Annotated in this window: 12 protein-coding genes; 6 read left to right on the top strand and 6 right to left on the bottom strand. The window is 68.8% G+C overall.

Going from position 1 to position 13,777, the window contains the following annotated elements:
• Positions 1-2,271, top strand: coding sequence for a heavy metal translocating P-type ATPase (locus tag ABIC28_RS11165; protein WP_354578900.1), 2,271 nt, complete (start codon positions 1-3; stop codon positions 2,269-2,271).
• Positions 2,272-2,342: 71 nt separating this feature from the next.
• On the opposite strand, the gene ABIC28_RS11160 is transcribed toward ABIC28_RS11165, so the two are convergent.
• The 3 genes from ABIC28_RS11160 to ABIC28_RS11150 all read right to left on the bottom strand — a co-directional run bounded on the left by ABIC28_RS11160 (position 2,343) and on the right by ABIC28_RS11150 (position 4,905).
• Complete coding sequence (locus tag ABIC28_RS11160) at positions 2,343-2,600, bottom strand: hypothetical protein (protein ID WP_143548466.1); 258 nt, start codon at positions 2,598-2,600, stop codon at positions 2,343-2,345.
• 191 nt (positions 2,601-2,791) lie between these two features.
• Positions 2,792-3,706: a 16S rRNA (adenine(1518)-N(6)/adenine(1519)-N(6))-dimethyltransferase RsmA gene (gene rsmA, locus ABIC28_RS11155; protein ID WP_179800583.1), complete on the bottom strand. Its 915-nt coding sequence runs from the start codon at positions 3,704-3,706 to the stop codon at positions 2,792-2,794.
• Positions 3,707-3,777: 71 nt separating this feature from the next.
• Positions 3,778-4,905: a resuscitation-promoting factor gene (locus ABIC28_RS11150; RefSeq protein WP_209927335.1), complete on the bottom strand. Its 1,128-nt coding sequence runs from the start codon at positions 4,903-4,905 to the stop codon at positions 3,778-3,780.
• 182 nt (positions 4,906-5,087) lie between these two features.
• Between ABIC28_RS11150 and ABIC28_RS11145 the strand changes: the two genes are divergently transcribed.
• On the top strand, positions 5,088-6,545 hold the full coding sequence (locus tag ABIC28_RS11145; protein ID WP_179800582.1) for an amino acid ABC transporter substrate-binding protein/permease: 1,458 nt from the start codon (positions 5,088-5,090) through the stop codon (positions 6,543-6,545).
• A complete protein-coding gene (locus ABIC28_RS11140) occupies positions 6,542-7,306 on the top strand; it encodes an amino acid ABC transporter ATP-binding protein (RefSeq protein ID WP_097212272.1) in 765 nt (254 codons plus the stop codon). Before ABIC28_RS11145 ends, ABIC28_RS11140 begins: the two co-directional genes overlap by 4 nt.
• A gap of 80 nt (positions 7,307-7,386) precedes the next feature.
• Here ABIC28_RS11140 and ABIC28_RS11135 read toward each other — a convergent pair whose 3' ends face one another.
• A complete protein-coding gene (locus tag ABIC28_RS11135; protein WP_097212271.1) occupies positions 7,387-7,923 on the bottom strand; it encodes a DUF6578 domain-containing protein in 537 nt (178 codons plus the stop codon).
• 128 nt (positions 7,924-8,051) lie between these two features.
• Entirely contained in the window at positions 8,052-8,879 is an 828-nt protein-coding gene (locus tag ABIC28_RS11130; RefSeq protein WP_269589469.1) for a TatD family hydrolase, read from the bottom strand.
• Between the two features lie 20 nt (positions 8,880-8,899).
• On the opposite strand from ABIC28_RS11130, the gene metG reads away from it, so the two are divergent.
• The 3 genes from metG (at position 8,900) to ABIC28_RS11115 (ending at position 12,815) form a co-directional block, all read left to right on the top strand.
• Positions 8,900-10,480 (top strand): methionine--tRNA ligase, encoded by a 1,581-nt coding sequence (gene metG, locus ABIC28_RS11125; protein WP_354578895.1) that lies wholly within the window; start codon positions 8,900-8,902, stop codon positions 10,478-10,480.
• Between the two features lies 1 nt (position 10,481).
• Positions 10,482-11,666, top strand: coding sequence for a DUF2786 domain-containing protein (locus tag ABIC28_RS11120; protein WP_354578893.1), 1,185 nt, complete (start codon positions 10,482-10,484; stop codon positions 11,664-11,666).
• 93 nt (positions 11,667-11,759) lie between these two features.
• Complete coding sequence (locus ABIC28_RS11115; RefSeq protein WP_245221034.1) at positions 11,760-12,815, top strand: DUF2786 domain-containing protein; 1,056 nt, start codon at positions 11,760-11,762, stop codon at positions 12,813-12,815.
• A gap of 6 nt (positions 12,816-12,821) precedes the next feature.
• Here the strand turns inward: ABIC28_RS11115 and ABIC28_RS11110 are convergent, their stop codons facing one another.
• Positions 12,822-13,745 carry a LysR family transcriptional regulator gene (locus ABIC28_RS11110; protein WP_097212266.1) on the bottom strand — a complete coding sequence of 308 codons (924 nt, stop codon included), beginning with the start codon at positions 13,743-13,745 and terminating at the stop codon, positions 12,822-12,824.
• Between the last annotated feature and the right edge of the window lie 32 nt (positions 13,746-13,777).

The raw sequence follows: 13,777 nt of genomic DNA, 5'->3' as shown, positions 1-13,777 counted from the left end.
ATGACCACCGAGTACCTCGCTCCCGAGACCACCGACACCGCCAGCATCGAGCTCGCCATCGGCGGGATGACCTGCGCCTCCTGCGCGGCCAGGATCGAGAAGCGGCTCAACAAGATGGAGGGCGTGACCGCCACCGTCAACTACGCCACCGAGAAGGCCAAGGTCGTCTTCGACCCCGCGGTCACCTCGGCCGACCTCATCGCCGAGGTCGAGAAGGCGGGCTACTCGGCCACCGTTCCCCAGCCGCCCTCGACCGACCGCGAGGGCGACGCCGACGCCGAGCCCGAGGACGAGCAGTCGAGGGCACTCACCGCCCTGCGCACCCGGCTGATCGTCTCGGCGATCCTGTCCGTCCCCGTCATCGCCATGGCGATGATCCCGGCGCTGCAGTTCACCAACTGGCAGTGGCTGTCACTCACGCTGGCCGCACCGGTCATCGTGTGGGCGGGGCTGCCGTTCCACAAGGCCACCTGGGCGAACCTCAAGCACGCCGCCGCCACGATGGACACCCTGATCACCATCGGCACCGGCTCGGCGTTCCTCTGGTCGCTGTACGCGCTGTTCTTCGGTACCGCGGGAGAACCCGGGATGACGCACCCGTTCTCGCTCACCATCGGGCGCACCGACGGCGCCGCCAACATCTACCTCGAGGTCGCCGCGGGCGTCATCACATTCGTGCTCGCGGGCCGGTACTTCGAGCAGCGTTCCAAGCGGCGGGCCGGGGCCGCCATGCGCGCGCTGTTCGAGCTCGGGGCCAAGGAGGTCTCGGTGCTCCGCAGCGGCGTCGAGACCCGCATTCCGGCAACGGAACTCACGGTCGATGACCTGTTCGTGGTGCGACCGGGAGAGAAGATCGCCACCGACGGCCAGGTCGTCGAGGGCCGATCAGCGGTGGACATGTCGATGCTGACCGGTGAATCCGTCCCGATCGAGGTGGCCGAGGGCGATGCGGTGGTCGGTGCGACCGTCAACGCAGGCGGCAGGCTCGTCGTCCGGGCGACCAGGGTCGGCGCCGACACCCAGCTGGCCCAGATGGCCGCCCTGGTGGAGGACGCGCAGAACGGGAAGGCCCATGTGCAGCGCCTGGCCGACACCATCGCCGGGGTCTTCGTGCCGATCGCCATCGCGATTGCCGTTGCCGCGCTGGGCTACTGGATCGGAACGGGCAACCCGCTGTCGGTCGCGTTCACGGCCGCGGTCGCGGTGCTCATCATCGCCTGCCCTTGCGCGCTCGGGCTCGCCACCCCGACGGCCCTGCTCGTCGGCACCGGGCGCGGCGCCCAGATGGGCATCCTGATCAAGGGACCCGAGGTGCTCGAGTCCACCCGCAAGGTGGACACCATCGTGCTGGACAAGACCGGCACGGTAACCACCGGCAAGATGACGCTGCAGGACGTGATCGTGGCCGAGGGCACCGACCGCGCCGAGGCGCTGCGCCTGGCAGGCGCCCTGGAGCACGCCTCCGAGCACCCGATCGCCAAGGCGATCGCGACCGCCGCCGCGGCCGACACGACCGGTCCCCTGCCGTCGGTGGAGGGGTTCGAGAACGTCGAGGGCCGTGGGGTCCAGGGCATCGTCGACGGGCACGCCGTGGTCGCGGGCCGGACGTCCCTGCTCGAGGACTGGTCGCTGCACCTGCCGGTGGCGTTGAGCGAGGCGAAGGCGGCCGCCGAGAACGCGGGCAAGACCGCCATCGCGGTCGGCTGGAACGGCGCGGCGCGGGCCGTGCTGGTGGTCGCCGACGCGGTGAAGGACACCAGCGCCGAAGCGATCGCGCAGTTCAAGCGACTCGGCCTCGAACCGGTGCTGCTGACCGGCGACAACGCGGCGGCCGCCAGGAACGTGGCCGATCAGGTCGGCATCGACACGGTGCTGGCGGAGGTCATGCCCGCGGACAAGGTCGACGCGGTCAAGGAGCTGCAGGCCCGCGGGAAGGTGGTCGCGATGGTGGGCGACGGCGTCAACGATGCCGCCGCCCTGGCCCAGGCGGACCTGGGTCTGGCGATGGGCACCGGCACCGACGCGGCGATCGAGGCCAGCGACATCACCCTGGTCCGCGGCGACCTGCGCTCGGCCGCCGACGCGATCCGGTTGTCCCGCAGGACACTCGGCACCATCCGCGGCAACCTGTTCTGGGCGTTCGCCTACAACGCGGCGGCGATCCCGCTCGCCGCGGCCGGCCTGCTCAACCCGATGCTCGCCGGTGCCGCGATGGCGTTCTCCAGCGTCTTCGTGGTGAGCAACAGCCTGCGGCTGCGCCGGTTCAAGTAGCAGCGGCTACGCCGCTTGTGCGCGTGTTGCACCTCAGTTGGGGTGCAACACGCGCACAGGCGCGTCAGCGCCTACATGCCCGGCTTGGGTCCGGGCTCAGAACTCCCGAGAATGTCCATCGCCACGAAACGACCGACCGCGTTGAGAATCTCGCCGAAGGGGCTCGGAATCTCAAGGTCAGAGGATCCGGTGACGTCGGCGAGGGATCCGCCGGGGAGGGAATTGGCCGGGACGGCGGAGGCAGCGCCCGCTCCGGCGGCGAGGCCACCGGCCAGCACTGCCGAGGCGACAACGGTGGCCGCGAGTCGACGCATCATGGGACGAGGCATGGACAGACTCCAATCAGTAGCAAAGATTAGGTCACGCATCGGCGGCGTAGAACCGCACTGGCGCCGAGCACGCTTCGCGTCAACGTACAGTCAACAAGACAGTCCGGCGTAGAAATCCGCATACTGTTGCTGCCCTTGGTGATTCGTTAAACGCAACATGCTCCCAATGGAGCTAAGACGTAAGTGCCGTGTCAGCCGATCGAGTCGGACGGCCCGACCCCCGCCAGCCGCACATAGGCAGCCGCGTCGAGCGTCTCGCCGCGCGCGGACGGGTCGATCCCCGCCGCCACCAGTCGGCGCTCGGCCTCGACGGGCGAACCCGCCCAGGTCGCGAGCGCGGCACGCAGTGTCTTGCGCCGCTGCGCGAAGGCCGCATTGACCACGGCCCACACCCGCTGCCGATGCTCCTCGTCGATCGGCCACGGCGGCTCGGCGTAGCGGTCCACCCGCACCAGCCCGGACTCCACCTTCGGAACCGGCCAGAAGACCTGACGGCCGACGGCACCCGCGCGCCGGACGTCACCGAAGAACCGGGCCTTGACGCTGGGCACCCCGTAGATCTTGTTGCCGGGCACCGCGGCGAGCCGGTCCGCGACCTCCGCCTGCACCATCACCAGGGCGGTGCGCAGGCTGGGGAACTCGGAGAACAGGTGCAGCAACACCGGCACGGCGACGTTGTAGGGCAGGTTCGCGACCAGCGCGGTCGGCGCGGCGGGCAGGTCTGCGGGCATCACCTTCATGGCGTCGGCGCCCACGACCGTCAACCGGTCGGCCAGCTCGGGAGCCCGTTTCGACGCGGTGTCCGGGAGCCTGGCGGCGAGCACCGGGTCGATCTCGACGGCGATGACCGAGTCGACGGCGTCGAGCAGGGCCAGCGTCAGCGAGCCGAGCCCGGGGCCGACCTCGAGCACGATGTCCTCGCGGCCGACACCGGCCGTGGTCACGATGCGGCGCACCGTGTTGGCGTCGTGCACGAAGTTCTGGCCGAGCTGCTTGGTGGGTCGCACGCCAAGCTCGGCGGCGAGCGCACGCACCTCGACGGGGCCGAGCAGAGCTGCCTTGCCGCGCGGGTTCCCCTCGGCGGGGTTCACCTCGGGGCTGGTCACAGGGGGTTCACCTCGGGGTTTGTCACGAGATGAACCTATCGCCTCTGCCGAGCTGCCGCGAAATCCGACACTCAGCGCATGCCGAGGCGGGACGTGCAGGCCGGCCACGCGCCCCAGCCCTGGGTCGCCTGCGTCCTGCTCGCGATGGCGATCTGCTCCTCGCGGGTGGCCAGGTCGGCGCGCGGCGCGTACCGCAGTCCACCCTGCCGCTCCCAGGTGTTCTGGTCGAACTGCACGCCGCCGTAGAAGCCGTTACCGGTGTTGATCGCCCAGTTCCCGGTCGCCTCGCACTGCGCGAGCGCGTCCCAGGTTGCGCCGTTGCTCACCGGCGGAACCTCGGTGCCCGGCTTGGCGCCGACGCGGACCACCTTCGGCTGGGCGGGGGTGGTGACGACGGCATCGAGCTGCTGGCGGCCGGTCTCGGCGCCGTTGACCTTGGTGACCGCAAAGGTGACGTCGTGCACGCCGGGGGCGCCGGGGTTCTCCACGATGGTCTTACTCATGTTCATCGTCGGGTCCTCGATGCGCTGCTCCGGCGGCAGGAGCGGCAGCGTCTCGGTCACGTTCTCGGTGCGCGTGCGGGTGACCGCGATCTGCATGCCGTCCGTGATCTTGGCGTCGGCCGCGGGCGCCACGGTGTCGGTCGGCTCGAGCGGCACGCCCTTGGCGGCCAGCAGTTCGCCCACCGTCGGCGCGGCCAACCGGACCTCGGCCGCGGGGGCGGCGCCGTCGACCAGGCTGACCAGCTTGGGGCTCACCACGTCGAGGGCGGCGCCGTCGAGCGGGAGTCGCTGCGAGCGGGAGGCGGAGACGTGCACGTCCGCCTCGAGCCGCTGCTGCTGCAGGGCCTCGTCCACCGTCAGCGCAGTGGTCCAGATGGTGCGCGGCTCGCCGTCGACGGTGAGCGCGAGCTCGCGGGCGCGACGCAGCACCACCGTCGAGCCGTCGGCGACGGCGGAATCGGCGGCGGGCGCCACCACATCCTTGTCACCGACCGAGTAGCCGGCGTCGGCGAGGACGTCGACCACCTCGGTGCTCATCGTGCTCAACGCGATCGTCTCCCCGTCGACGTCCACGGTGACCGTCTTGTGGCGGAACACCGCGAGCAGTCCACCCGCGATCAGGGTGAGGAGCAGGGCCCCGACGACCACGCGCAGGAGCGGGGAGTTGGCGTTGTTGATCCGAGCAAAAGGTGACACGAGGAGTCCTGAGGGCCGACGGTCATCGGGGGTATTCCCGACGCGGTTCGATCACAGTACGGTAACGAGCATGCAGACTCCTGGCAACCGCGAGTCCCTGACCAGCGCAAATAAAGGTCTCAGAACGGTACACAGCGCCGAGTCGTTTGCTCATGGAATCGTGACCAGGAATGCTCACGCGGATGCGTACACAATCGCGCCGAAGACTCGACCGACTACCCGTCGTGATCGGCCTCCTCGCCCTGCTCGCCCTCGTCCTCGGAGTCGGGACCGCCAACGCACAATCCGACCCCGACAAGACCTACGTCATCGCCACCGACGTGACCTTCGCTCCGTTCGAGTTCCAGAACGAGCAGGGCGACTTCGTCGGCATCGACATGGACCTGCTCAAGGCCATCTCCGAGGACCAGGGCTTCCGGTACCAGGTCAAGCCGCTCGGCTTCAACGCCGCCGTCCAGGCGCTGCAGTCGCGTCAGGTCGACGGTGTCATCGCCGGCATGTCGATCACCGACGAGCGCAAACTGGTCTTCGACTTCTCCGATCCGTACTTCGACTCCGGCGTCCAGATGGCGGTCGCGAAGTCGAACGACGACATCGAGTCCTACGAGGACCTCAGGGGCAAGCGGGTCGCGATCAAGACCGGCACCGAGGGCGCGATGTTCGCCGAGTCCATCAAGGACAAGTACGGCTTCACCACGGTCACCTTCGATGACTCCGCCAGCATGTACGACGACGTCAAGACCGGTAACTCGGTCGCGGTCTTCGACGACTACCCGGTACTGCTGTACGGCATCGCGCAGGGCAACGGCCTCAAGGCGGTCGGCGAGAAGGAGGCGGGCAACTCCTACGGGTTCGCGGTCTCCAAGGGCCAGAACGCCGAGCTGATCCAGAAGTTCAACGCCGGGCTCGCGAACCTGCGCGCCAGCGGGCAGTACGACAAGATCCTCGACACCTACCTCGGCGAGGGTGCGCAGGAGGCCCAGGGCGGGAACAACTTCTTCTCGCTCCTCAAGGACACCTACCCGCAGCTGCTCAAGGGCCTGTGGATGACCATCGTGCTGACCGTGGTCTCGCTGGCGATCGCGCTGGTGCTCGGCCTGATCTTCGGGTTCCTGCGGGTCTCGCACCGCAAGGTCCTGCGCGCCATCGGCGTCACCTATGTGGACATCTTCCGCGGCACCCCGCTGCTGGTGCAGGCGTTCTTCATCTACTTCGGCATCCCGGCCGCGCTCGGCTTCCAGATGCCGGCGTTCACCGCGGGCGTGATCACATTGAGCCTGAACGCGGGCGCCTACATCACCGAGATCATCCGTGGCGGCATCCAGTCCGTCGACAAGGGCCAGATGGAGGCCTCCCGCAGCCTCGGCATGAACTACATGGCCTCGATGCGCAAGGTGGTGCTGCCGCAGGCGGTGCGCACCATGATGCCGTCGTTCGTCAACCAGGCGGTCATCACGCTCAAGGACACCTCGATCCTGTCGGTGATCGGCATCGCCGAGCTCACCCAGACCGGCAAGATCATCATCGCGAGGAACTTCGAGTCCTTCAACATGTGGCTGATCGTCGGCATCTTCTACTTCGTCATCATCATGGCGCTGACCAAACTGTCCGACCGGCTCGAAAAGAGGATCAACGCATGACCGAGTCGTCAGCGGCGCCGGTTGCGTCGCCCACCACCAAGATTCAGGTCTCCGGCCTCAAGAAGGCGTACGGGGACAACGAGGTGCTCAAGGGCATCGACGTGGACATCGCGAACGGCGAAGTGGTCTGCGTGATCGGTCCCTCCGGGTCCGGCAAGAGCACCTTCCTGCGCTGCCTGAACAAGCTCGAGGACATCACCGACGGCACCGTGATCGTCGATGGCTACGACCTGACCGACAAGAAGGTCGACATCGACAAGGTGCGCCAGCACATCGGCATGGTGTTCCAGCACTTCAACCTCTTCCCGCACATGACCGCGCTGGAGAACGTGATGCTGGCGCCGGTGCAGACCAAGCGCGCCACCAAGGAGGAGGCGAGGGCGACCGGGCAGAGACTGCTCGAGCAGGTGGGTCTCGGCGAGAAGGCGAACGCCAAGCCCGCCAACCTGTCCGGTGGGCAGAAGCAGCGCGTGGCGATCGCAAGGGCGCTGGCCATGAACCCGGACATCATGCTGTTCGACGAGGCCACCAGCGCGCTCGACCCGGAGATGGTCGGCGAGGTGCTGCAGGTGCTGCGCGACCTCGCCGATCAGGGCATGACGATGGTCGTGGTGACCCACGAGATGGGCTTCGCCCGCGAGGTGGCCGACCGGGTGATCTTCATGGCCGACGGGTTCGTCGTCGAGGAGGGCACCCCCGCGGAGCTGTTCGGGAACCCGCAGCAACCGCGCACCCAGGACTTCCTCAAGAAGGTCCTGTAGGCCGAGCACGCGCCGCTCGCCGAGTGTGCAGCTATCGTCCATTGCTCTCGGGCGATGCCCCGACAACTGCACACTCGGCGTCAGCCCCGGACCGCCAGCTCCATCACCACCCCGGTCTGCTTGCGGCAGTCCATGCCGGACACGAAGGTCCCGCTGCCGCCGAACCACCCGGGGCTCTTCGATACCGAGGTCCGCACCGCGGTCCCCTGGATTGGGCACCACGCGCCGATTTCGTTCTCGCGGTACAGCTCGTCGAGCAGGTACACGCCCAGAACCGAGCCGGTGGTGCTGTCGAATCCATCCGGGACGTCCGCGCCGTGCACCGTCCCCCACAGCCGCCCGCGTAGCCCGGCGGGATGGTCGGACAGGTCGTCAGGAGCGTCTCGCCAGTAGGCGCTGACGCCCCCGGCGCTGAGCTTGCGGCTGATCCGATCCCAGCGGACGGGTCGGCGGATGACCTCCGGCTCGGTGTCGTCTGCGGTGTAGGCGAGCACCCACGTCGCCTCGCGGCCCACCTCGGGCGGTGGGGCGCAGCACTCGATCTCCCACGCCGCGATGTACACGTCGATGATGTCGACGCCGCGGTCGACGGGAGTCGCATTCGTGAACCCGTGCATTCGTCGCCTACCCGTGCGGCCCAATTTACTCGCCGAGTGAGCAGTTGCCGTCGCTCGCTCTCGGTCGATGCGACCATCCCCCAAGCACTTCGTGCAGGGAGGTACCCCCACTGCACTCTCGGCGGGGGCTAGATCCGGTACACGCGGCGGGCGGTCGCGGTCGAGGCCCGCGCCAGCTCGATCGGGTCCTGGCCGCGCGTGTTGGCCAGCGCCCGGACCGTGTACGGCAGGCAGTACGGCTCGTTCGGTGCGCCCCGGAACGGGTGCGGAGTGAGGAACGGCGCGTCGGTCTCGACGATCAGCTGATCGTCGGGCACCAGCTTCGCGGCCTCGTGCAGCTCGCGCGCGTTCCGGAAGCTGACGGTGCCGGAGAAGCTGAGCACGTAGCCCGCCTCCACGCAAGCCAGCGCCATGTTCGCGTCGGAGGAGAAGCAGTGGAAGATGACCGTCTCCGGCGCGCCCTCGTCGATCAGCACCGCCAGCAGGTCGTGGTCCGCCTCCCGGTTGTGGATCATCAGCGGCTTGCGCAGCCGCTTGGCGAGGTCGATGTGCCAGCGGAATCCCTCGACCTGCTCCTCGACGGTGGCGCAGCCCTCGAGCTTGCCCGGCCAGTAGTAGTCGAGCCCGGTCTCCCCCACGGCGACGGTCCGCGGATCGCCCGCGAGGCGCTCGATCTCGGCCTTGGTCGCGTCGTCGAGCACGTTCGCCCTGGTCGGATGGATGGCGGTCGCCGCGTACACCCTCGGGTCCCAGTTCGCGGCGTCGACCGCGAACCGCGCGGCGGCCAGATCGTCGGCCACCGTGACGACGCGGCCGACGCCGACCCGCTCCGCGCGGTCGACGATCTCGGCCACCGACGCGGCGTCGGTTGCGCCGCACGCGTCGAGGTGGGTGTGTGAGTCGATCAGGGGCTCGAGCGGCTCTGGCAGGTCCGGGGCCGGACGGTCTCTTGGCACGCAGATAGAGTAGGCGCACCATGACTGTGTCACCCGCACCCAGCCGCCCCGAAGCCACCCGACCGCCGTTCTACATGACCACGGCGATCGCGTACCCGAACGGCGCCCCGCACGTCGGCCACGCGTACGAGTACATCGCCTCGGACGCCATCGCGCGCTTCAAGCGTCTCGACGGGTTCGACGTGTTCTTCATGACCGGCACGGACGAGCACGGCCAGAAGATGCAGCAGACCGCGGCCAAAGAGGACATCAGCGTCCAAGAGCTCGCGACCAGGAACTCCGACGTGTTCCAGGCGATGGACAAGACCCTTGGCATCTCCTACGACCGGTTCATCCGCACCACGGATGAGGATCATCAGGTCGCGTGCCAGGCGATCTGGGAGCGCATGGTCGAGGCAGGCGACATCTACCTCGACACCTACGCGGGCTGGTACTCGGTGCGTGACGAGGCGTTCCACACCGAGGCCGAGACCACCCTGCTCGAGGACGGCTCACGCATCTCGACGCTGACGGGCACCCCCGTCGTGTGGACGGAGGAGTCCAACTACCTCTTCCGGCTGTCCGCGTACCAGGACAAGCTCCTCGCGATGTACGAGTCGCAGCCCGAGTTCATCGCCCCCGACACCCGGCGCAACGAGATCGTCAGCTTCGTCAAGGGCGGCCTGAAGGATCTGTCGATCTCGCGCACCACCTTTGACTGGGGCGTTCCGGTGCCGGGCAACCCCGAGCACGTCATGTACGTGTGGGTCGACGCCCTCACCAACTACCTCACCGGCCTCGGCTACCCCGACGTCGAGTCGGAGGCGTTTACCAAGTTCTGGCCTGCGGATCTGCACATCATCGGCAAGGACATCAGCCGCTTCCACGCGGTGTACTGGCCGGCGTTCCTGATGTCCGCGGGCCTGGAGTTGCCGAAGCGCGTCTTCGTGCACGGCTTCCTCTACAACAAGGGCGAGAAGATGTCGAAGTCGGTCGGCAACGTCGTCGACCCGCTCCAGATGGTCGAGCAGTACGGCCTCGATGCACTCCGCTTCTTCCTGCTGCGGGAGATCTCGTTCGGCCAGGACGGCAGCTACAGCCACGAGTCCATCGTCACCCGGATGAACGCCGACCTGGCGAACGAGCTGGGCAACCTCGCGCAGCGCTCGCTGACGATGGTCGCCAAGAACTGCGACGCCCAGGTCCCCACTCCGGGCGATCTCACCGAGGACGACAGCGCGCTGCTGGCCAAGGCCGACGCCCTCATCGAGGCGGTGCGCGCCGACTTCGACAAGCAGGCGCTGCACCAAGCACTCGAGGCGATCTGGCACGTGCTCGGCGAGACCAACCGCTACTTCTCGCAGCAGGAGCCGTGGGTGCTCCGCAAGACCGACCCGGCCCGGATGGCGACGGTGCTCTACGTGACCCTCGAGGTCGTACGCATCGTCGGGATCCTGGTCCAGCCGGTGATGCCGGACTCCGGGGCGAAGATCCTGGACCTGCTCGGGCAGGACGAGGACGCCCGCGACTTCGCCGCCCTGGGCGTGCGGATCGCAGCAGGTACCTCGCTGCCCGCGCCGTCGCCGGTGTTCCCCCGGTACGTGGAGCCCGAAACCGCCTGAGATGACGAACGAGGGCATGCCCGACGACGGCCGACCGTCGGCCGAGGCCGCGGCGCTCCTCGACGCGCTCGCGGGCGCCTACGAGCGAGGTTGGCAACCCGCGGACCTGCTGCACCTGACCCGTAGGGCCGCCGAGTCGCCGCCCGCACTCGCCGCGGCCGTGCTGCTGTACGAGGCGCGGCTGAGCGGTGCGGCGGATCGGGCGCCAACGGAGTGGTCCGATCAGCTGCACGCCGTCGCCGAGCTGTACCCGGACCAGGCTCGCCTGGCGGAGCGGACGCCGATCACCGGTCCGCGAGGCGGGCACCTCGCCGGTGCCCTGACCGCAGGGCGGTCGGGCTTCCTGGGATACCAGCTGTCCGAGCTGGCCGCGGAGTGGAACCGGCTGTCGGGCTGGATGTTCCTCCTGCCCCCGCCGTCGCAGTGGCCGCCCGAAGGCGCGGCCCACCCAGACGCGGAGGCCGCGGAGCCCGCGGCCACTGCGGATCCCAAGGTGCTGGGCCGGATCCGGGGCCTGCTCGCCAAGGCGGAGCGCACCGAGTTCGCGGAGGAGGCCGAGGCATTCACCGCGAAGGCACAGGAACTGATGACGCGGTACGCGATCACCGCCGCGCTGCTGCGTTCACGCGCCAACGCGGGAGGAACCGTTGTGCACAGCCGCCGGTTCCACTTCGAGAACCCGTACCTGAAGGAGAAGGTGCACCTGCTGACCGCGATCGGCGACGCGAACCGGGTTCGCACCGTCCTGTTCGGCGACCTCGACATCGCCACCGCGGTCGGGACCCCGGTCGATCTACAGCAGGTCGACCTGCTGTTCACCTCGCTGCTCGTCCAGTCGGCCCGCGCCCTGCAGTCCGGCGCCGCGGAGGGCCGCAGCGGTGCGCGCACCACGGGGTTCCGGAAGGCCTTCCTCGCCGGGTTCGCCAGCCGGATCGGACAGCGACTGCACGATGCCGACGCCACGGCGACCGAGGCGGCGGCCGCCGAGGAGTCCATCCCGTTGGGCGATCTGCTGCCGGTCCTCGCCACCACCTCCGCGGCGGTCGACGCGGAGTTCACCCGGCTGTTCCCCGGCACCACCAAGGCGAGGGCCCGGTCGGTGGACGCCAGGGGCTGGCATGCCGGGCGGGCCGCGGCGGACAACGCATCGCTGGCCAAGGGTGAGCGCGCCATCAGACGCAAGTAGCGCCGAACCCGCCCCCCACCTGCACCGGGAATACGTGTCGGACCCCCGGTGCAGACTGTCGCCATGAGCGATAATCGAACACACATTCGACAGATGTCCGCAGTCGACGCGCTCGCCCAGGCGTACGAGCGTGGCTGGCAGCCCGCCGATGTCATGCACGTCACCAGACGCGCAATCGACGCCACGGTGACCCCCACCGCGGCGGCGCTGGTCCTGGAAGAATCGCGACGAAGCCGCGCATGGTCGAGGGCTCCCCGGCAATGGCTGGACCAGCTACAGGCGATCGCGGACACGCATCCCGAAGCGCAGGAGATCGCGGCGGTGGACCAGGCGCACACCCGATCGCTCGGGTTCTTGTGGCAGCACCTGGGCCCCTGGACGGCACTGTGCCCACCGCCCTCCGCCTGGCCACGGCAGCGCAACGAAACGACGACTCAGCCCTCTAGCCCGGCAGATCTGAAGGTGTTGAACAAGATTCGCGGACTGCTCGCGAAGGCCGAGAGCACCGAGTTCACAGAAGAGGCAGAGACCCTCACTGCCAAGGCCCAGGAGCTGATGACCCGATATGCGATCAACTCCGCGCTGCTCGAGTCCGGTGAGCCCGGCGTCGGCGTCGGCGTCACCGTGCTCAGCAGGCGGGTCCACCTCGACAACCCTTACGTCAAGCAGAAGGCCCTGCTGCTCACCATGATCGGCCATGCCAATCATGTTCGTACCCTCTACAACTCGCGAATGGCCACCGCCACGATGGTCGGCGCTGCCGTCGATCTCGAACAGGTCGAGATGCTGTTCACCTCGTTGCTCATCCAGGCAACGAGGGCAATGAGCAAAGCGGGCGAGGACGGTTCGCGGTCCACATCGTTCCGCAAGGCCTTCCTGTTCGGTTTCGCCATCCGGATCGGTCAACGACTGACCGAGGCGGACAAGGCCGCGACAGCGCGGGTGGTTGTCGACGCCGAGGTCCGGTTCGGGGACCTGCTACCCCTCCTCGCCGGCCGTGCGGCGGCGGTGAAGGCCGAGGTGGACCGCCTGTTCGGTCCCACGAAGACATGGCAGCATTCCGCGGTCGATCCGCGGGGCGTGCTGGCCGGACGGTCGGCGGCCGACGCGGCGACGCTGTCGGCGGGCGGGCAGGCGATCGCGGGGTGAAGCGGATCAGAGGCGCGTGAGCCCATGCGCCCCTTCCGCGACCATGTCGTCGACCACCGCAATCAGCATGTCCTGCATCGCGCGCGCGGCGTGGGTCGGTTGCACATCGGCCCGGCGGGCCAGGGAAATGGTGCGGCTGAGCTCGGGCGCTTTCAGCCGCGCCGGACGCAGGCCGGGCCGGTGGGCCGCCACCAGCGACGGCACCACGGCCACACCGAGACCGCGCTCGACGAACCGCAGCACCCCCTCCATCTCCGCGCCCTCCACCGCGACCCGCGGCGTCAATCCGGCCCGCTGAAACGCGGCGTCGGTGGCCGCGCGCAGGTCGTACCCACGGTGGAACATCACCAGGGGGGAGCTCGCGAGTTCGTCGAGCGTCAGCGCACCTCGCGCGGTGAGCGGATCGGCGGCGGCCGAGGACACCACGACGAGGTCCTCCCGCAGCAGCGGCGTGACCTCGAGGGCCGCCTCGCCGCGGTCCTCGTTCGAGACGATCAACGCCATGTCGACCAGTCCGCCGGTCAACGCGTCGACCAGCCCGCGCGATCCACTCTCGTTCACGTTCAACGTGATCCCCGGGTACGCCGCGAGATAGCGCTCGAGAAGATCTGCGACGAGGCTGACGCACAGGCTCGGCGGCGCACCCAAGCGCACCCGGCCGCGCCGCAACCCGGTCAGCTCGGCGATTTCGCGGTACGCGAGCTCCTCGTCCGCGAGCATCCTGGTCGCCAACGGCAACAACGCCTCGCCCGCCGCGGTCAGCGCGATGTTTCCCCGCGCGCGGTGAAACAGGCTGGCGCCCAGGCTCTTCTCCAGCGCGAGGATCTGTCTGCTCAGCGACGGTTGGGCCAAGTGCACCTCGCGGGCCGCCTTGGTGAAATGCCCGGTGCGCGCGACGGCGAGGAAACAGGCGAGCTGCGTCAGGGTCATATCTATACGTCTAGTGCATCGAGACGACCCAA

The organism is Rhodococcus sp. PvR044, assembly GCF_040548995.1.
Lineage (GTDB): Bacteria > Actinomycetota > Actinomycetes > Mycobacteriales > Mycobacteriaceae > Rhodococcus_G > Rhodococcus_G oryzae.
The sequence above is the reverse complement of the archived record's forward strand: the minus strand, read 5'-3'. Positions and strand labels throughout refer to the sequence as shown.